This is a genomic window from Rhizobium sp. GN54, assembly GCF_021026345.1.
GTDB lineage: Bacteria > Pseudomonadota > Alphaproteobacteria > Rhizobiales > Rhizobiaceae > Mycoplana.
The window spans coordinates 90,978-108,627 of sequence record NZ_JAJNCZ010000008.1 but is presented as its reverse complement, the minus strand read 5'-3'; the positions used below and the strand labels follow the sequence as shown (position 1 = coordinate 108,627).

Below are 17,650 nucleotides of genomic sequence, written 5' to 3'. Positions count from 1 at the left end.
TGCATTTTCAGGGGGTTACAATGAGATTACCGACACCGCTCGCAACGCGACTTCTGGCGACGACCGCCGTCGCGATGGCACTTGGCGCGACGCCGGGCGCGTCCACATCGGCACAGGCCCAGGAGGCGGCGTCCGCCCAGGCCGAGCAGCCGACGACGCTCAGGGCCATCACCGTCGAGGGCTTTGGCGAGGCGGCGGCGACCTCCCCCCTGACCCAGACGACGGACCGTGCGACGCTTGAAGACCGGATGGTCACCGACTTCCAGGACTTCGCCCGCCGCGTCGACGCCGGCGTCAACTTCAACACCCAGAACAACAGCATCAACATCCGCGGCCTACAGAACGACCGCGTGCTGACCACCCTCGACGGTATCCGCGTACCGTGGCTGGTCGACCCGCGCGAATCGGCGCAGGGCGGGCTGAACGGCTTCGATTTCGACAGTCTCTCGGCGATCGACATTACCAAGGGCACCGATTCCTCCCGCTTCGGCTCCGGCGCGCTCGGCGGCGTGGTACAGTTGCGTACCCTCAACCCGGAAGACCTGATCAAGGAAGGCAGAAGCTTCGGCGGGGTCGCCAAGTCGACCTATGACAGCACCGACGACAGCGTCGGCGGCAATGCCGCGGTCGCCGCCCGCTTCGACGACACCTGGCTCATGCTGCAGGGCGGCTACAAGCGCGGCCACGAGACCGACACACGCGGCGACGTCGGCGGCTACCGCACGACCCGGACCGAAGCCAATCCGATGGACTTCGACCAGAAGAACGTGCTCGCCAAGATCCACCAGTATATCGACGGCGGCCACCGCTTCGGGCTCACCGGCGAGATCTTCAACCGCGACGAAGACAGCGACAACATGCGCGGCACAACCGCGAGCTACGAGCCGGGCACGTTGAAGTCCGGCGAGGAGATCGACCGCCGGCGCATCTCCGCCTCCTACGACTTCATTTCACCGGAGGGCAACGACTGGCTCGACCAGGCGAGCGTCGTCACCTACTGGCAGCGGCAACGGCTGAACAACACGACGAACGGCTTCCGGCTGCCGGATTCTCGCTCGACCATCATTCCGGGCGACCCCTTCTATTACGGCTATCCGACCGGCGACTACTACCGCGACAACATGCTGGAACAGACGACCTACGGCATCAACGGCGATGCGGCGAAGGCAGTGCAATTCGGTGGCATCGAGCATGGCTTCCGCTTCGGCGCCGAACTCTACGGCCAGAAGACGCACCAGTATTCCTCGGGCATCGACAATTGCCCTGATGTCGACTGGACGGTGATCCCGCAGCCCTTCGGCCCGCAGTCGTGCCGGATGCTGCACTCCAACGCCTCTGACATGCCCGACGTCGACAGCGTCTTCTTCGGCGCCTATCTCGAGGACGACATCAAGCTGATCGACAACCGCCTGACGATCACCCCCGGCCTGCGCTTCGACTGGTATCGCCACTCGCCGAAGTCGACCGCGGAATTCGAGCGCAGCCCGAACTTCGACGAGGACTATCTGAACGGCACCAGCGATGCCCGCTTCTCGCCGAAGCTGCGCGCCGCCTGGCAGGCCAATCCGGAACTGGAACTGTTCGCTCAGTGGTCGCAGGGTTTTCGCGCGCCGAGCGCGACGGAACTCTACCAGAACTACGGCGCACCCGGTTCCTATGCCCGCATCGGCAATCCGGATCTTGAGGCGGAAACGAGCAACGGCTTCGAGGTCGGCGCCAATTATGCCTCCGAGGCCTACACCGTCTCGGCGACCGTCTTCAACAACTACTACCGCAACTTCATCGACCGGGTGCAACTGGCGCCCCCGGGCGGAGAGTACCCGGTCGGCGGCATACAGGGCTACGAGAACCGCGACCGCGTGCGCATCTACGGCGTCGAATTCGCCGGCGAATGGCGCTTCACCGACAACTGGCGGACCTGGGGCTCGCTCGCCTGGACGCACGGCAAGGACACCGACACCGACGAATACATCAACTCGGTCGCGCCGTTGCGGGCCATCGTCGGCCTCGGCTATGCGACAGAGACCTGGGGATCGGACGTGTCGCTGACGGCGGCCGCCGCCCGCGACAAGGTCAGCGGCTCCGGCTTCGAGGCTCCGGGCTACGGCGTCGTCGATGCCACCGCCTGGTGGCAGCCGAAACAGCTCGACGGCTTCCGCGTCCAGGCCGGCGTCTTCAACATCTTCGACAAGAAGTACTGGAACGCCATCGACGTTCCGGACGGCACGACGACGGAGACCCGCGACTTCTACAGCGAAGCCGGCCGCTCCTTCCGCGTCTCCCTGACCAAGACCTTCTGAACCTCCAGCTGCCGGCCCTCTCCCGCCGGCGCAAAAGCGCGCCGCAGTCCCCCCGGGAACTGCGGCGTGTCCAGGTCGGGATTCGTAGCATCGTTCGTGTTTCCGAGAACACCGCCTCCGCCTTAGCCAGACCCGGCAAGAGGAATCCTTTTGCCGGCCCCGACAAGGTCGTGATAGGTTTCCAGCCATGAGCACGACAAAGTCGCCCAAGCTGAACCGGAGCGCGGCAACCGGCTGCCTGACCCAGGCGCGCGCCGAAAAGATCAGCGCAGTCGAGGGCCTCGTGCTGAGCCCGCGCATGCGCGCGCTTCTTGCCCAGACCAAGGATCTGCCCGCCGAGGAACGCCGCAAGGCGATCCGTGCGCAGTTCGACGGCAAATCCGACTAGGCGTGGTCTACACCGCCGAAACCGACCCCCTCTGCTATCCCGGCACAACGGTGCTCCGGAACAAGCTGGGCCTCGTTGATCAGGACGAACTCGACGAGTACGAAACCGCCATGTTCGTCGTACGCTCCGAGGAGCCGTGGCCGGAAGGCGACCTGGACGTCACCTATTACCTGTCGCTCCATCGCCACCTCTTTCAGGACGTCTACGACTGGGCCGGGGAGATCCGCACGATCCGGATCGGCAAAGGCGGCAACTGGTTCTGTTATCCGGAGCACATTCGGGCGCAGTTGGACCGCGCCTTTCAGCACCTGACCAACGCCAATGCCTTGGACAGCCTCGCGCCGGGCGACTTTGCGGCCCAGGCAGCCCATTTGCTTGCCGAGATCAACGCAATCCACCCCTTCCGCGAAGGTAATGGGGAACCCAACTGGCTTTCCTCGCCCTTCTGGCCGAGCGTGCGGGCCTGCCGTTCAATGCCGATGTGCTTGGTCGCGAGCGTGTCATGGACGCCATGATCGAGAGTTTCGCGGGCTCGGAAGAGCCACTGGCGGGCCTGATCCTCGACCTTGTCACCGAGCCCTCCACCTGATCTTGGCGCGCCACAAATTGCGTGTCCCGTCACCTGTGGCCCTCCCCTAGTCCAGCCCCTCGATATAGCCGGCCTCGTTGAGGAAGATCCGCTCCGAGGAGGGTACGCTTGGCAGGCCGGGCATGGTCATGATCTCGCCGGTGATGACGACGACGAAGCCGGCGCCGGCGGACAGCCGAACCTCGCGCACCGGCACCGTGTGGCCCTCCGGCGCGCCGCGCAGGTTGGGGTCGGTGGAAAAGGAATACTGCGTCTTGGCCACGCACACCGGAAGGTGTCCGTAGCCCTGCGCCTCCCAGGCATGCAACTGGTCGCGCACCGACTTGTCGGCGATCACCGCATCGGCATGGTAGATGTCCTTGGCAACTGTCTCGATCTTGTGGAACAGGCTCATCTCGTCGGGATAGAGCGGCGCGAACTGCGAATGGCCGGAATCGGCAAGTTCCGCCACCTTGTGCGCCAGTTCCTCGATCCCCGCGGACCCTTCGGCCCAGTGCTTGCACAGCACGGCCTCCGCGCCGAGGGTGGCCACGTAGTCCTTGATCGTCTGGATCTCGCCTTCGGTGTCGGAGACGAAATGGTTGATCGCCACGATCACCGGCACGCCGAACTTCTTGACGTTCTGCACGTGCCGGCCGAGATTGGCGCAGCCCTTGTGCACCGCCGCGATGTTCTCCGGTCCGAGGTCTTCCTTCTTCACCCCGCCGTTCATCTTCATCGCCCGCGCGGTCGCCACGACCACCGCCGCATCCGGCTTCAGCCCGGCCTTGCGGCACTTGATGTCGAAGAACTTCTCCGCCCCGAGGTCGGCGCCGAAGCCCGCCTCCGTCACCACGTAGTCGGCGAGTTTCAACGCCGTCCTGGTCGCCACGACCGAGTTGCAGCCATGGGCGATGTTGGCGAAGGGGCCGCCATGCACGAGGGCCGGGTTATTTTCCAGCGTCTGCACCAGGTTCGGCTGCATCGCATCCTTCAGCAGCACCGTCATCGCCCCGTCCGCCTTGATGTCGCGGGCGAACACCGGGGTCCTGTCGCGCCGGTAGCCGATGATGATGTCGCCGAGCCGCTTTTCGAGGTCCTGCAGGTCGGTCGCAAGGCAGAGGATCGCCATCACCTCCGAGGCGACCGTGATGTCGAAGCCCGCCTGGCGGGGATAGCCGTTGCGCACCCCGCCGAGCGAACAGACGATCTCGCGCAGCGCCCGGTCGTTCATGTCCATGACGCGGCGCCAGGTGATGCGGCGGGTGTCGAGGTCCTGCTCGTTGCCCCAGTAGATGTGGTTGTCGATCAGCGCGGCGAGCAGGTTGTGGGCGGTCGTGATCGCGTGGAAATCGCCGGTGAAGTGGAGGTTTATGTCCTCCATCGGCACGACCTGCGCATAGCCGCCGCCGGCGGCACCGCCCTTGACGCCGAAGCAGGGGCCGAGCGACGCCTCGCGGATGCAGACGATCGCCTTCTTGCCGATCCGGTTCAGGCCGTCCACAAGCCCGACCGTCGTCGTCGTCTTGCCCTCGCCCGCGGGCGTCGGGTTGATCGCGGTGACGAGGATCAGCCGGCCGTCCTTCTTCTCCTTCTGCGCGGCGATGAAGGCGGCGCTGATCTTGGCCTTGTCGTGGCCGTAGGGAATGAGGTCCTCGACGGGAATGCCGAGGCGCGCGCCGATCTCCTGGATCGGCTTCTTGCTGGCAGCCCTTGCGATCTCGATGTCGGATTTCACCGCGCTCATGCTTCCCCCTTGTCGTGTCTTTGTCGTGCGTCTTTTGCCCCGCCCCGGCCGGCGACGCGGCCTGTTCCCATGGTCATAGCGCCAATCGGCCCGGTGGCAAACGGCTGAACGGTGCACCTTCTCCGATTGACGTAACCTTGGCCCTTGCGATTTTCGGTAAAATGTGGCGAGAGGATCACCAAAATTCTGGCAGTCTTCGCCGCGATCACAAACGGATCGCGGAGAAAGGTAGAGAAAGATGAAGGAACTCGACCGTCTGGACCGAAAGATTCTCCGCGCGCTGCAGCAGGAGGGTCGCCTGTCGAACATCGAGCTTGCCGAAAAGGTCAACCTCTCGCCCACGGCAACCGCCGAGCGCGTCAAGCGGCTGACGCGGGACGGCTACATCATGGGCTACATGGCGATCCTCTCGCCCGAGCGGCTGGGGCGAAATCTTCTGGTCTTCGTTCAGGTCAAGCTCGACCGCACCACGCCGGACGTCTTCGACACCTTCGCCGAGGCCGTCCGCCAGAGCGACAACGTCATGGAATGCCACATGGTCGCCGGCGGCTTCGACTATCTGGTCAAGGCCCGCGTCGCCGGCATGGAAGCCTACCGCGCCTTCCTCTCCGACGTCTTCCTGTCCCTGCCCGGCGTGCGCGAGACGCATACCTACGCGGTGATGGAAGAAGTGAAGAGCACGGGGTGGCTGCCGGTGTAGGTGAGGCAGTAGGCAGTAGAGCGAAGTTGCAGCCGCTCAACGCCGCAGTCTCTTTCGCTACTGCCTATTGCCCAATGCCTACTGCCTCATTTCTCATCGCGCCAGGATATCCCGCATCTCCACGAGGTTCGACCGCACCCGCAGGATGTAGAAGCCCATCGTGGCCAGGTGCGTCGGCATGATCCAGCCGTCCTCGCGGCCGTTGGAGATGATCACCGGCTGGATGTTGAGCGCCGAGCGAAGCTGCCGGAGCGTTTCGGTCCAGATCTGCGTCAGGCCGCGCTGGGCGATCACGCTGTCGAAGTCGGCGCCGGCGGCCGACAGGATGCCATAATATCCGTAGAGCTGACCGAAGGCGAACCAGAAGCGATCGTCCGCGCGCACGTCGAACCAGCCGCCATTGTGGAACTCCGAACGCTCGCGGATGATGGCAGACGTGTTGCCGATGTCGTTGGCGATGCGGTCGAGGAATTCCACGAGGTTGTCGGAACGGGCGTCGAAGGTCGCGTTGCAGGCCACCAGCGAGGCGTTGAACTTCTGCAGGTCCCGCGCCGCCGCACGGTAGAAGCTCGGCGTCGGCGTCTTCGGGCCGAACGGGCTGAGGCCGAAATACCAGGTCTCCTCGTCGAACTGGATGTTGCCGCGCGCCGCCTGCAGGTCGTTGTTCACGCCCGAGGTGCCGCGCACGCGGCCAAGCGAATCCACGAGCTCGACAGCCGTGCGCCGGATCGCCTGGTTGACGCCGCGCTGGAACGACGCCTTGTTGTCGAGCCAGGGCGTGTCGTCCCAGTCCATGCCGAACAGCCCCAGCTTGTAGAGCAGCATCGACGAGATCCAGGCGTTCTGGTTGACGTTGAAGTCGATCAGGTCGGCCGACACGTCGACGATCGCCGACCGCTCGCAGGTGTTTGGTGTTGCGGCCTGTCCGGCGGTCTGGCCCGTCGTTCCCTGCCCGGTCGTTGTCTGCGCGGTCGTTGCCTGGCCGGCCGGCGCCTTCACCGGCAGGCCGGCGTCGTTCTTGCGCGCCGGCAGGTTGTAGGCGTTGACGTAGTCGATGTCGAAGTTGGTCCAGACCTGCGTTTGCCAGATGAAGTAGCCATAGAGCGCGACGAGCCCGATGAGGACGATGCCGATCGGTCCCTTGATCAGCCAGCCGCGCTGCCGGTACCAGTTGGCCGCAGCGACGAAGGGCCAGAGCAGCCATGAAATGGCGAGCCCAATTCCCCTGCCGATGGCAGAAAAGACGCGCTGGAAGAACGCGACGATCGGGTCAAGCATTGCGTTTGTCCTCTCCAATTCCGTAAAGCCGCAACCGGAAGGCGGCCTTGTCCTCCAAATAGGTACGTTCCAGCGTTTCGACCACGAATTCCCTGAATTTTTCAGAGAGTTTCTCGTAGGATGCATAAAATCCCTGCTTGTCGAAGACGAAGCGCGAGACGAAATCGAAGGGCGTCAGTTGCGCGATCAACTGGTTCACCAGCCAGCGGTCGGGATGATCGGGCGCCGCCCGCACGAGCAGGAACCGCGCCCAGGGCGTGATCTCCTTCAGCCGGATCTCGCCCGTCGCCAAAATCGTGCGCAGCGCCTCCTGCAGGAAGGGATAGATGCCGTCCTCGGCGATCAGCGTCGCATTGCGATGCATCCAGGTCTGCATCCAGACGCGGTCCGCCCTGGCAAGGTCGGCACGGGGATCGACGCGGTTGACGAGGTTCAGGATCGCCATGTCGGCGCGGTGCTGCAGAAGACCCGACGCTTCGACCCAGGAAGCCCGCGGCAGTTCGAGCCGCTTCGTCGAGGCGAGGAACTCGAAGATGCGCGGATGGTCGTCGAGCGCGATGTAGCTGACCTGCCAGGGACGCGAACGGCGGAAACCCGGAACGGACGGATCGCAGATCACCGTCGTCTGCTTGCCGTCTAGAAAGACGAAGACGCCGCCGAAATGATTGGCCCAGAACGCCTCGTGGCGGAACACCAGCTGGTCGGGCACGAGCGCGTTCTGGCGGATGTCGCCGGTCTGCTTCGAGAGTTCCACCATGCGGTTCAGCATGGCGTCGTCCGCCCAGGCGTTCGGCACCGTCTTCAGCCGGTCGACCAGAGCCCGCAGTTCCGCCGCCTTGCCGAGCACATCCTCCGCCGACAGCACCCGGAAGCGCACCTCGTTGATCGAGAGCAGGTCGTCGATGTCGTTGACCACGGCAACGCTGTCCTCGATCTCGCCATAGAGCGCATCGCGGATCGTCACCGCATGGATCGCGCGCGCATTGGCGTCGAAGAACTCGTGCATCAGGGCCGCGGTATTGGAAAAACTCGTATGCACGACCGGCAGTTCCACCTGCTCCGGTGTCAGGATGATGAAGCGGCGGTTCACCCGGTTCGGGTCGAGATAGTCGCGGTCGCCGAGCTCGTCGGCGATCTCGGGCGAGAACCCGGTCATGTCGATGCCGAACCGCGTCAGATTGGTCCGCGGCAGCCCGAAGGCTTCCAGCGCCTTGTTGTAGCGCTCGACCAGATGCGGCTCGGACACATCGAGCAACCGCCCGTAGATCAGCTCGGCTTCGAGGAGGCGTTTCATGATCGTTCAGTTACCGGCAGGAAGGTGAAGTCGGTCGCATGCGTCCTTTCGACCAGGCGGCCATCGCATATTGCGACGATTGTCTCCAGTACAGATTTCAGCTCGCGCAGAACCTCAGTGTTCCAGAACCGGGCAACGGACCATCCGTTCGTGTTCATGAATTCGTTCCGTCTCTCATCATACGCGTTATCTGCATGATGACTGCCGTCCACCTCGACAACCAGCATCCTCTCCCGGCAAGCGAAATCGGCAAAATACGGACCGATCGGAACCTGCCTTACGAACTTGAAACCATTCAGCCGTCGACCGCGCAATTCCGACCATAGAAGTCCCTCGGCATCGTTCTCCACTTGTCGCAGCTTTCGCGCCCGTTCCGTCTTGCTCGAATTCGCTCCCCTCATCGGCGTCCCATCCCGATCTTGCCCCTCACCCTAACCCTCTCCCCGCAAGCGGGGAGAGGGGACTGGAAGACACCGCGGCATCCGTCCTTCTCCCCGTTCGCGGGGAGAAGGTGCCGGCAGGCGGATGAGGGGCTTCAGCTCAACACTGTGCTCGGGGCATCCACCCATAGGTCTCGCGCAAACGTCGCCGCGCAATTTCCTGGCCCCTCTCATCGCCATCTCATCCCGATTTTGCCCTCCCCGCAAGCGAGGAGAGGGAACTGAAAACATCTCGGCATCCGTCCTTCTCCCCGCTTGCGGGGAGAAGGCGCCGGCAGGCGGATGAGGGGCAGCTCTCAAGAAATTGCCACCCCTACCACTTCCCCTCCGCCTTCATCGCCTCGATCTCGCCAACCGCCCGTTCGCGCAGGCGTTCGCGGCGGATGATGTCGGCGACTGCCGCGTCGTCGGATTTGTCGGCGTAACGGAATTCGCTGTCGGCGTAGCGGTTGATCTCCTGCAGCACCATCTCCATGGTGATCGGCCCGCGCAGTTCCTCGATCATCCCTTTCTTCTCGTCATAGGATCTGTGCATGAACGCCTCGGGCGTCTCGAACCAGTCGTCCGGCAGGTCCACGTCCATCGCCCGCATCTTGATCGCGTCGGTGACGTTCTTGATCGCACGGCCGGTGAAGCGCGGCTCGGCCTCCTTGATCATGTGCAGGTAGGTGCCGACGTCGGCAAGCGTCGCCATCTTGCCGTGCGCCTTCTCGTAGCGCTCCCAGACGGCCAGCAGCCCGTCTTCCTGCGGCAGCGCGTGCTGGCCGTAGGAACTGGAGACCGCCTTCCTGATCTCCTGCCCGGCGAGAAGCTGATGCTCGCCGAGCGGGATCGAATGGTTCTTGCCGACCAGCAGCGCGAAGATGTCGACATAGTCGGCCCGCGATTGCGGCCCGTCGACCAGCCAGCGGGCGCCGGCGCGCTGGCGCAGCGCATCGTCGACGTTTTCGGGATAGTTGGAGAACATGCCGAAGGTGCAGTTGCCGCGCACCACCGTCGAGGCACCGGCGAAGCTCTCCATCAGGACCGCCGTCACCTCGTGCTGGCCGGCCGATGCCCGGTCGTCGGAGCGCTTGGCGGCCACCTGGTCGACATCGTCGATGGTGCCGAAGCCGATCGCCCGCGGGTTCACCACGTTGTCGACGAATTCCTTGCAGTTCTGGCCCGACTTGCCCTGGTAGGACGAGATCTGGTCGACGCCGAAGTTCTCGTAGTGGAAGGGGTAGCCGGCGACCCGGCAATAATCGTCGAGCAGGCCGGCCAGCATCTGGATCAGCATCGTCTTGCCGGTGCCGGGCATGCCGTCGCCGATGAAGGTGAAGAGGAACCCGCCGAGCTCGACGAACGGGTTCATCTGCCGCTCGAAATCATAGGCCATCAGCATCCGGGCAAGCCGCATCGCCTGGTACTTGGCGATGTGGTTGCCGACGATGTCGGTGGGTTTCTTGAAGCTCATCGACAGCGGCTTGCGCTTCTGCCCCGGCGCCACGTCGAAGCCGTTGAGGGTAAAATCGTCCTGTTCGATGCGGATATGGGCGCTCTCGAAGCTCGAAAGCCCGGAAAAGCGCGCCTTGCGACCGATCAGTCCTTCCAGCGCGACGCGGGCGAAGGCGCGGGCGCGGGCAATCAGCGCCGTGTCGTCGGCAGCGCCCGCGATCGCCCGGTCGAGCCCGGCCACGAGGCACTTGGCCGCGTCCTGCGCGGTGTCGAACAGGTAGTCCGGCTCGTCCGTATCCTCCGCCGGCTCGCCCTCGCCGGCAAGTGTCGCGCCGAGATAGGCGGCCAGGGTGAAGGCCGTGACATAGGCCGAGGCCGACAGCAGCGCCTTGAAGCGGGTCGCCTCCTCGCCGGCAAGCGGGGAAGTGACATTGCGCGCCTGCAACTGCTCCAGTTCCGTCTGCCGTGCGAAGACGTCGGCGACCGCAAGCGCGATCTCGATGCCGCGACGGGTGCGATAGAGCAACTGGTGTTGCGCCGGCGACAGCAGCGGATCGCCCGCCCGCACGGCGGCGATCGTCTTTGCCAGCTCGACCTCGCGCGTCCGCCGCATCCCGCCCGTCGAGACGGTGGAAACGAAGCGACGCCCGGTGCCGGCGATCGGCGCGCCGGCAGATCCGCCTTCCGCCTCCAGCATCACCAGCCGCGTGACCATGCCCTGCGCCACCGCCCGGTGCTTCTCAATATCGCTCTCGGGGACAACAGTCAGTCCGGCGTTCAGGCTCATGACGTCATACCTCGCTGATCACATTCCCGGAAATCACATGCACCTTGTAATCGCCGAAGATCGCCGCCGCTTCGCCGGCGGCATAGAGCGCCTGGTAGGCGTCGTGCGGCACCAGCGCATGCTTCTCGAAGGCGCTGACGCCCATGCGCGTCGCCTCGAGATTGCCGGTATCGATGTGGAACTCCTCCTGCGCCGGCGTCGAACTCCAGAAGCCCTTGCTTGCCGGCCGTTCGGCCTGCGAGAACACCTCCTGGATGGTCCAGGTGAGCAACCAGGCGTTCTCGGCCTTGCGCACCTTCGACAGGATATCGCGGACCTTCTGGTTGTTCTCGGTGATATCAGCGGAATAGAACGGGCCAAGCACGATGCGGCGCAACTGCTTGGGATGCAGCATCTCGAAATCCCGGTCGAGATTGGTGGCGATCGTTACCGGCGACAGCGAATAGGCGCTGTTCTTCAGCGCAAAATCGTCGAAGCGGCTGGCAAGCTCCGGATTGAGCAGCCCGCCGACCGGCAGGTCGATCTGGACGTCGGGATTGAGCTTGCCATCCTTCGTCACCAGCAGCTCGACGATCTTCTCCGACGAATCCTCGATCGTCGCCATATAGACCATCGGCAGCGTGCTGTTGCCGTCGAAGGCACCCCAGCTGATGACATAATAGGGGCGCATCGTCTTCGGGTTGACGGCGACGCGGATTGTCTCGGGCAGGACAAAGGGGGAAAAGATCTCGCCCTTGCCGATCTGCTGCAGGTACATGCGCTCGGCCATGCGCACCTGCAACTCGGTCGGAAACGCCTTGTTGCGCAAAATGAAGTCGGCCATCTCGCCGCGCAGCTGGTCCGCGCCCGGGATCTCCGAAAGCCGCTTTTCCGCGCCCTTGCGGTCGTTCTCCAGCTCGAGCACGTTCTGGTAGACGGGAAACCCGCTTTCGGCCCGCGAGATGCGGAACTGGTCGACGAAGCCGATCCGGTTCTCCCAGCAGGCAAACGACGCCTTCAGCCGCGAAAGATACGGCACGATCGCCTCGCCGATCACGCCATGCCGGTAGAGCGGCGAATTGCGATCGCCGAGAAAGATCTCCAACCCGCCGAGCGCGGAACGGATGGCGTTGAAATACTGCGCAACGGCGCTGTCGGCCGCGGCTTTCATGGCTGCCTTCCTCGCTTCTCCCCGCCAGGGTGAAGGCGGCGCGAAGAGCCGGATATGATCGCGTCACTGGCAATTGGATATGGCAAGTCCCCCTCTGGCCTGCCGGCCATCTCCCCCACAAGGGGGGAGAAAACCAGGCGCACCCGCCTGCCCGACGGCTCGCTCGGCGGAATGACCGGGCTAAGCCCTCCCCCTTGTGGGGAGGGTTGGGAGGGGTTCTTGACCACAGACATCTGCGTCGTCGTATCGGCGGAGACGAGCAAGCTCCCAAAGCACGAAACCAATCGGCCCATCGCCCTCAAGCCTTCACGTAGTTCGAGGCGTTGTGCTTGTCCATGACCTCCTGGAAGCGGCGGGCGAAGGCGTCGTCGGCGAGCTTCTTGCGGCGCTGGATGTCCTGGGTGGCGAGCATGTTCTTCTCGTGCATCTCGAGCAGGTCGCCGATGTGCTTCTGCGCGGCGGCGCCGATGCCGGCCATCGTCTCCTCGGCCGCCGTGTCGACCTTGCTGCCGAGCGTGTTGATCCGGTGCGCCACGTCCTGCTGGGCGGCGGTCTTCAAGGAATCCTCCAGCGCCTTGTAGAGCACGATGCGCTGCTCGGTATCGATCGTCAGCTTGTTGATCAGCGTGTTCTGCGCGGCGATCTGGTTGTTGAGCGAATCCACGAAGGTCTGGAACATCGAGGTGTAGCGCTCCAGCGTCTGGCTTTCGGCGAGCAGTTCCTGCTCCTTTGCCTGCTGCTCGTTATACTCGGTCGCAAGCGCCGAACGCTCGCCTTCCAGCTGCGTGCGCGTCTTCTGGTCGGTGGAGGCGGCGATCCTGTTCTCGATGTCGAGCAATTGCGGGTTCAGCGTCTCGATCCGCTTCTGCGTGGTCTCCAGGGTCGCCATCGTCTGCTTGCGCCGCTCGATCACCTGGATCAGGCTCGCTTCCGAGGTCTTGTAGCGACCGTCGAGGATCGACTTCTGCTCCTTCAGGATGCCGACGATCGTGTCGGACTTGGCGAGCAGTTCCTGCAGGTTTCCGGACAGCGACATGTTGCGCACGCGGTCGGTGCGCATGCGCTGCATCTTCTGCTTGGAGAAGAGGCCGATGAACTTCTCGTACCCCGTATAGCTCTTCATGCTCTCGAACTCGGAACCGAAGACGTTGGTGGCGTCCTCCAGCCCGATGATCAGGTCGGCGATATTGGCCTCCATCACCTTCTGCTGGGAGAGCACGTCCTGCAGCCGCGCGTTCTCGATGTCGAAATTGGTGTCGCCGAGCTTGGTGTCCGCCTTGGCGAACTCCTCCAGCACGATGCCGGTCTGGTCCAGCTTGGTGCGCATCTGCTCGACCGTCTCGCGGGTTCGCGCGATCTCGGTGTCGAAATTCTGAAGTGTGGCCATGCCTGCTCCCCTCTGTCCCGGGCGAATGCGCCGTCCCGGCGCACTGCCGGCGCCGATCTGCCCTGCTGCAACCGGCAAAGGCCGCCGGATGCGGCACCCGACATGATGTGGGAAGCCAGCCCCGGGCTGCAAGTCCTGAAAGATAAGTATTTTTTTCTTCAGGACCGACTGGACGTTGCACGGTCCGGGCAAGCCGGGCGGCAGGACTATTCGCGCAGGCGGCAGCCGAGATAGAGACGCACGACGGCCACCGGCAACCGGTCAGCCATCGCGTTCAGTCGGCCATCATGATGTCTTCCCAATGCCGGCGGCAATAGGAGACGTATTTGTCGTTTCCGCCCACTTCGACCTGCGCGCCTTCCTTGGCCACCTTGCCGTCCGCGCCGAGACGGACGACCATCGTCGCCTTGCGGCCGCAATGGCAGATGGTCCGGACCTCGCGCAACTCGTCGGCGATCGCAAGCAGGGCATAGGATCCGGGAAAGAGCCTGCCCTGGAAATCGGTCCGCAGGCCATAGGCCATCACCGGGATGTGGAGGCGGTCGGCGATCCGCGCAAGCTGCCATACCTGGCGCTCGCTCAGGAACTGCGCCTCGTCGACGAAGACGCAGGCGATCTGCCCGGTGCCATCCGCCTGCAGGGCGCTCACCATCGCTTCCAGATCGTCCGAGCCGTCGAAGGCGATCGCGTCCGACTGCAACCCGATGCGCGAGGAGATCCGCCCGCGGCCGGCACGGTCGTCGTGCGAGGCGATGAAGATCGCCGTCCGCATGCCGCGCTCCCGGTAGTTGTAGGAGGCCTGCAGCAGCATCGTCGACTTGCCGGCGTTCATCGTCGCGTAGTGGAAATAGAGTTTTGCCATGATTTTCACCTCGGCACCTTCTGGCCCGGAAAGCCGGGGATTTCCAGCAGCAAGAGGGACGAAATCACAGAATTCCGCACGCTCCGTCCTCAGCGACATTCTTGCGCCGGATTGCGAAACGGCCTGAAATAAACTAGGCGGCCGATACCCATGCCGCTACGGTAAAGTGCTTGAATTATGACGTTTTTGATGCTTGGCTTAAGGCATCAGAACAAGAACGGGGAGCATCTATCATGAAAATCGCATCGACACTGAAGGCCTCGGCGCTGGCCGCGGTCTCGCTCATTGCGCTCGGCACGGCCGGCGCGCTCGCCGCCGAGGCGGAAAGCTGCGGCAAGGTCCGCTTCTCCGACGTCGGCTGGACCGACATCACCGCGACCACCGCGACGGCCTCGACGATCCTCAAGGGTCTCGGCTACGAGACGGAAACGACCGTGCTGTCGGTTCCGGTCACCTACCAGTCGCTGAAGAACAAGGACATCGACGTCTTCCTCGGCAACTGGATGCCGACGATGGAAGCCGACATCAAGCCCTTCCGCGAGGACGGCTCGGTGGAAACGGTGCGCGAGAACCTCGAGGGCGCGAAGTACACGCTCGCCACCAACGCCAAGGGCGCCGAACTCGGCATCAAGGACTTCAAGGACATCGCCGCCCAGAAGGAAGCCCTCGACGGCAAGATCTACGGCATCGAGCCGGGCAATGACGGCAACCGCCTGATCATCGACATGGTCGACAAGGGCACCTTCGACCTCAAGGGCTTCGAGGTGGTGGAAAGCTCCGAGCAGGGCATGCTCGCCGAAGTGGCCCGGGCAGAACAGGACGGCGCGCCGATCGTCTTCCTCGGCTGGGAGCCCCATCCGATGAACGCCAATTTCAAGCTGACCTACCTGTCCGGCGGCGACGACGTCTTCGGACCGGACTTCGGCGGCGCCACCGTCTACACCAATGTCCGCCAGGGTTACGTCGCCGAATGCCCGAACGTCGGCAAGCTCCTGCAGAACCTGAAGTTCTCGCTGGAGATGGAAAACCAGGTCATGGGCAAGATCCTCAACGACGGCGCAGCCCCCGAGGATGCCGCCAGCGAATGGCTGAAGGCCAACCCCGCGGCGATCGAGCCGTGGCTTGCCGGCGTCACCACCAAGGACGGCGCGGACGGCCTGGCAGCCGTCAAGGCCTCGCTCGGCCTCTGAGAAGGACGAAGGGCGGAAGGCAACTTCCGCCTTTCCTGACATCGACAGTGCATTAGGCTTCCGCGGCAGGTGCCAGCGGATTGACCAGACACTGTTCCGGATGCCTCCGCGCCCCCCTTGCGACCGCCGTTCCGGCAAACGCATGGCGGGTGCGGCTTGGCATTTCCTCAACCCCTTGGAAGGCAGGTGCGAACCCGTGGATTGGCTGACGAACATCAAACTGCCCATCGGGCCCTGGGCCAAGGCGGCGGTCAACGGGCTGACCTCGGCCGGCAAGGACTTCTTCGACTTCCTCAAGGTCGTCCTCCAGGCCGGCATCGACGCCATCCTGTTCCTTCTGCAGGGCCCGTTTTCGAGCGACGAGGGCAGGTTCGCCTATGCGCTGGGCCTGATCGCGCTCGTCACCCTGCTTTCCTGGTATCTGCGCCGGTCGGTCGGCGTGGCGGTGTTCACGCTGCTAGGGCTCCTGCTGATCGTCAACCAGGGCTACTGGCGGGAGACGACGGAGACGCTGGCGCTGGTGCTGGCGGCCACCTCCGTCAGCATGGCCGTTGGCGTCCCGCTCGGCATCGCCGCCGCCCGCCGCCCCTGGTTCTACGCCTTCCTGCGCCCGGTCCTCGACCTGATGCAGACGATCCCGACCTTCGTCTATCTGATCCCGGCGCTGATCCTCTTCGGCCTCGGCATGGTGCCGGGCCTGATCGCCACCGTCATCTTCGCCATCCCCGCCCCGATCCGACTGACCCGGCTCGGCATCATCTCGACGCCGGATTCGCTGGTCGAGGCTGCCCAGGCCTTCGGCGCCACGCCGGCACAGGTGCTGCGCAAGGTGGAACTGCCCTTCGCCACGCCGCAGATCATGGCCGGCCTGACGCAGACGATCATGCTGTCGCTGTCGATGGTCGTCATCGCCGCCCTCGTCGGCGCCAAGGGCCTCGGCGTCCCCGTCGTCCGCGCGCTCAACACCGTCAACATTTCCATGGGCTTCGAGGCCGGGCTCTGCATCGTCATTCTCGCCATCATTCTCGACCGCCTGTTCCGCTCGTCCGATGAAGGAGAAGGCGCATGACCGAGGCCGTCGTCTTTCAAAACGTCGACATCATCTTCGGCGAGAAGCCGGAGCGCGCCATTGCCATGGTCGATGCCGGCAAGTCCCGCGACGAGATCGGCAAGGAGACCGGGCTCGTCATGGGCGTCGCCGGCGCCTCGCTGACCATCCACGAGGGCGAGATCCTGGTGCTGATGGGGCTTTCCGGCTCCGGCAAATCGACGCTGCTGCGCGCCGTCAACGGACTGGCGCCGGTCGTGCGCGGCGAGGTGCAGGTGAAAACCGGCAACGGGGTGCTCAACCCCTACAGCTGTTCGCCCAAGGCGCTGCGCGACTTCCGCATGCACACCGTCTCCATGGTCTTCCAGCAGTTCGCGCTCCTGCCCTGGCGCACGGTGGCCGACAATGTTGGCTTCGGGCTCGAACTGGCGGGCATGCCGGAAGCCGAGCGGAAGGCCCGCGTCGAGGAGCAGTTGAAGCTCGTCAACCTCACCCAGTGGGCCGGCCGCAAGGTCAACGAGCTCTCCGGCGGCATGCAGCAGCGCGTCGGCCTCGCCCGCGCCTTCGCCACCGGCGCCCCCATCCTCCTGATGGACGAGCCCTTCTCCGCCCTCGACCCGCTGATCCGCACGCGCCTGCAGGACGAGTTGCTGGAGTTCCAGCGGCGCCTGAAGAAGACCATCATCTTCGTCAGCCACGACCTCGACGAGGCATTCCGCATCGGCAACCGAATCGCCATCATGGAAGGCGGCCGCATCATCCAGTGCGGCACCCCGCAGGATATCGTCAAGAACCCGGCCAACCAGTACGTCGCCGATTTCGTGCAGAACATGAACCCGATCAGCATGCTGATGGCGCGCGACGTCATGCAGCCGGGCCTCGCCGGGCCGGCGGTGGGCGTAACGGCGACGGCCCGGCCTGAGACCCCGCTGGTCGACATCCTCGACGCCATGTCCCGGCAGCCGGGCAATATCGGCGTGGTGGAGAACGGCGCGATCGTCGGCATGATCAACGCCCAGAACGTGGTAGAAAGCCTGACGCGCCATCGCCGCCGCGAATGAAGGCAAGGCCGCC

At 64.4% G+C, this 17,650-nt stretch carries 15 protein-coding genes; 7 read left to right on the top strand and 8 right to left on the bottom strand.

Annotation, left to right across the window (positions count from 1 at the left end; all coding sequences use genetic code 11):
• Window positions 1-20 precede the first annotated feature (20 nt).
• The 3 genes from LQK81_RS19720 (at window position 21) to LQK81_RS19710 (ending at window position 3,203) form a co-directional block, all read left to right on the top strand.
• Complete coding sequence (locus tag LQK81_RS19720) at window positions 21-2,300, top strand: TonB-dependent hemoglobin/transferrin/lactoferrin family receptor (RefSeq protein WP_230808093.1); 2,280 nt, start codon at window positions 21-23, stop codon at window positions 2,298-2,300.
• Between the two features lie 187 nt (window positions 2,301-2,487).
• Window positions 2,488-2,688, top strand: a complete 201-nt coding sequence (locus LQK81_RS19715; protein WP_230808092.1) for a hypothetical protein — start codon at window positions 2,488-2,490, stop codon at window positions 2,686-2,688.
• 2 nt (window positions 2,689-2,690) lie between these two features.
• Window positions 2,691-3,203, top strand: a complete 513-nt coding sequence (locus LQK81_RS19710; RefSeq protein ID WP_330166565.1) for a Fic/DOC family protein — start codon at window positions 2,691-2,693, stop codon at window positions 3,201-3,203.
• 120 nt (window positions 3,204-3,323) lie between these two features.
• On the opposite strand, the gene LQK81_RS19705 is transcribed toward LQK81_RS19710, so the two are convergent.
• The gene (locus LQK81_RS19705; protein ID WP_230808091.1) at window positions 3,324-5,003 is read right to left on the bottom strand and encodes a formate--tetrahydrofolate ligase; all 1,680 of its coding nucleotides are present in this window, start codon (window positions 5,001-5,003) and stop codon (window positions 3,324-3,326) included.
• A 238-nt stretch (window positions 5,004-5,241) separates the two neighbouring features.
• Here LQK81_RS19705 and LQK81_RS19700 point away from each other — a divergent pair, with 238 nt between their 5' ends.
• A complete protein-coding gene (locus tag LQK81_RS19700) occupies window positions 5,242-5,703 on the top strand; it encodes an Lrp/AsnC ligand binding domain-containing protein (RefSeq protein ID WP_230808090.1) in 462 nt (153 codons plus the stop codon).
• 93 nt (window positions 5,704-5,796) lie between these two features.
• On the opposite strand, the gene LQK81_RS19695 is transcribed toward LQK81_RS19700, so the two are convergent.
• From LQK81_RS19695 to LQK81_RS19665, 7 genes are all read right to left on the bottom strand, one after another.
• A complete protein-coding gene (locus LQK81_RS19695; RefSeq protein WP_230808089.1) occupies window positions 5,797-6,981 on the bottom strand; it encodes a DUF2333 family protein in 1,185 nt (394 codons plus the stop codon).
• A complete protein-coding gene (locus tag LQK81_RS19690) occupies window positions 6,974-8,275 on the bottom strand; it encodes a DUF6638 family protein (protein ID WP_230808088.1) in 1,302 nt (433 codons plus the stop codon). The genes LQK81_RS19695 and LQK81_RS19690 overlap by 8 nt, the downstream gene beginning before the upstream one ends.
• Window positions 8,272-8,676, bottom strand: a complete 405-nt coding sequence (locus tag LQK81_RS19685) for an endonuclease domain-containing protein (protein WP_230808087.1) — start codon at window positions 8,674-8,676, stop codon at window positions 8,272-8,274. The genes LQK81_RS19690 and LQK81_RS19685 overlap by 4 nt, the downstream gene beginning before the upstream one ends.
• Before the next feature lie 352 nt (window positions 8,677-9,028).
• The gene (locus LQK81_RS19680) at window positions 9,029-10,939 is read right to left on the bottom strand and encodes an AAA family ATPase (protein ID WP_230808086.1); all 1,911 of its coding nucleotides are present in this window, start codon (window positions 10,937-10,939) and stop codon (window positions 9,029-9,031) included.
• A 4-nt stretch (window positions 10,940-10,943) separates the two neighbouring features.
• Window positions 10,944-12,089, bottom strand: a complete 1,146-nt coding sequence (locus LQK81_RS19675; protein ID WP_230808085.1) for a hypothetical protein — start codon at window positions 12,087-12,089, stop codon at window positions 10,944-10,946.
• Window positions 12,090-12,387: 298 nt separating this feature from the next.
• Window positions 12,388-13,476: a hypothetical protein gene (locus tag LQK81_RS19670; RefSeq protein WP_230808084.1), complete on the bottom strand. Its 1,089-nt coding sequence runs from the start codon at window positions 13,474-13,476 to the stop codon at window positions 12,388-12,390.
• Between the two features lie 274 nt (window positions 13,477-13,750).
• Window positions 13,751-14,338: a thymidine kinase gene (locus LQK81_RS19665; RefSeq protein ID WP_230808083.1), complete on the bottom strand. Its 588-nt coding sequence runs from the start codon at window positions 14,336-14,338 to the stop codon at window positions 13,751-13,753.
• Window positions 14,339-14,571: 233 nt separating this feature from the next.
• Here LQK81_RS19665 and LQK81_RS19660 point away from each other — a divergent pair, with 233 nt between their 5' ends.
• The 3 genes from LQK81_RS19660 to choV all read left to right on the top strand — a co-directional run bounded on the left by LQK81_RS19660 (window position 14,572) and on the right by choV (window position 17,637).
• The gene (locus tag LQK81_RS19660; protein WP_230808082.1) at window positions 14,572-15,528 is read left to right on the top strand and encodes a choline ABC transporter substrate-binding protein; all 957 of its coding nucleotides are present in this window, start codon (window positions 14,572-14,574) and stop codon (window positions 15,526-15,528) included.
• 196 nt (window positions 15,529-15,724) lie between these two features.
• The gene (gene choW, locus LQK81_RS19655) at window positions 15,725-16,597 is read left to right on the top strand and encodes a choline ABC transporter permease subunit (protein ID WP_230808081.1); all 873 of its coding nucleotides are present in this window, start codon (window positions 15,725-15,727) and stop codon (window positions 16,595-16,597) included.
• On the top strand, window positions 16,594-17,637 hold the full coding sequence (gene choV, locus LQK81_RS19650; RefSeq protein ID WP_230808080.1) for a choline ABC transporter ATP-binding protein: 1,044 nt from the start codon (window positions 16,594-16,596) through the stop codon (window positions 17,635-17,637). The genes choW and choV overlap by 4 nt, the downstream gene beginning before the upstream one ends.
• The last annotated feature ends 13 nt before the right edge of the window (window positions 17,638-17,650 follow it).

Bases quoted from the DNA above. Each gene is read 5' to 3' on its own strand.
- LQK81_RS19670 (WP_230808084.1), bottom strand. From the start codon at position 13,476: ATGGCCACACTTCAGAATTTCGACACCGAGATCGCGCGAACCCGCGAG.
- LQK81_RS19685 (WP_230808087.1), bottom strand. From the start codon at position 8,676: ATGAGGGGAGCGAATTCGAGCAAGACGGAACGGGCGCGAAAGCTGCGA.
- LQK81_RS19675 (WP_230808085.1), bottom strand. From the start codon at position 12,089: ATGAAAGCCGCGGCCGACAGCGCCGTTGCGCAGTATTTCAACGCCATC.
- LQK81_RS19700 (WP_230808090.1), top strand. From the start codon at position 5,242: ATGAAGGAACTCGACCGTCTGGACCGAAAGATTCTCCGCGCGCTGCAG.
- LQK81_RS19715 (WP_230808092.1), top strand. From the start codon at position 2,488: ATGAGCACGACAAAGTCGCCCAAGCTGAACCGGAGCGCGGCAACCGGC.
- LQK81_RS19690 (WP_230808088.1), bottom strand. From the start codon at position 8,275: ATGAAACGCCTCCTCGAAGCCGAGCTGATCTACGGGCGGTTGCTCGAT.
- LQK81_RS19705 (WP_230808091.1), bottom strand. From the start codon at position 5,003: ATGAGCGCGGTGAAATCCGACATCGAGATCGCAAGGGCTGCCAGCAAG.
- LQK81_RS19720 (WP_230808093.1), top strand. From the start codon at position 21: ATGAGATTACCGACACCGCTCGCAACGCGACTTCTGGCGACGACCGCC.
- LQK81_RS19695 (WP_230808089.1), bottom strand. From the start codon at position 6,981: ATGCTTGACCCGATCGTCGCGTTCTTCCAGCGCGTCTTTTCTGCCATC.
- LQK81_RS19660 (WP_230808082.1), top strand. From the start codon at position 14,572: ATGAAAATCGCATCGACACTGAAGGCCTCGGCGCTGGCCGCGGTCTCG.
- choV (WP_230808080.1), top strand. From the start codon at position 16,594: ATGACCGAGGCCGTCGTCTTTCAAAACGTCGACATCATCTTCGGCGAG.
- LQK81_RS19680 (WP_230808086.1), bottom strand. From the start codon at position 10,939: ATGAGCCTGAACGCCGGACTGACTGTTGTCCCCGAGAGCGATATTGAG.
- LQK81_RS19665 (WP_230808083.1), bottom strand. From the start codon at position 14,338: ATGGCAAAACTCTATTTCCACTACGCGACGATGAACGCCGGCAAGTCG.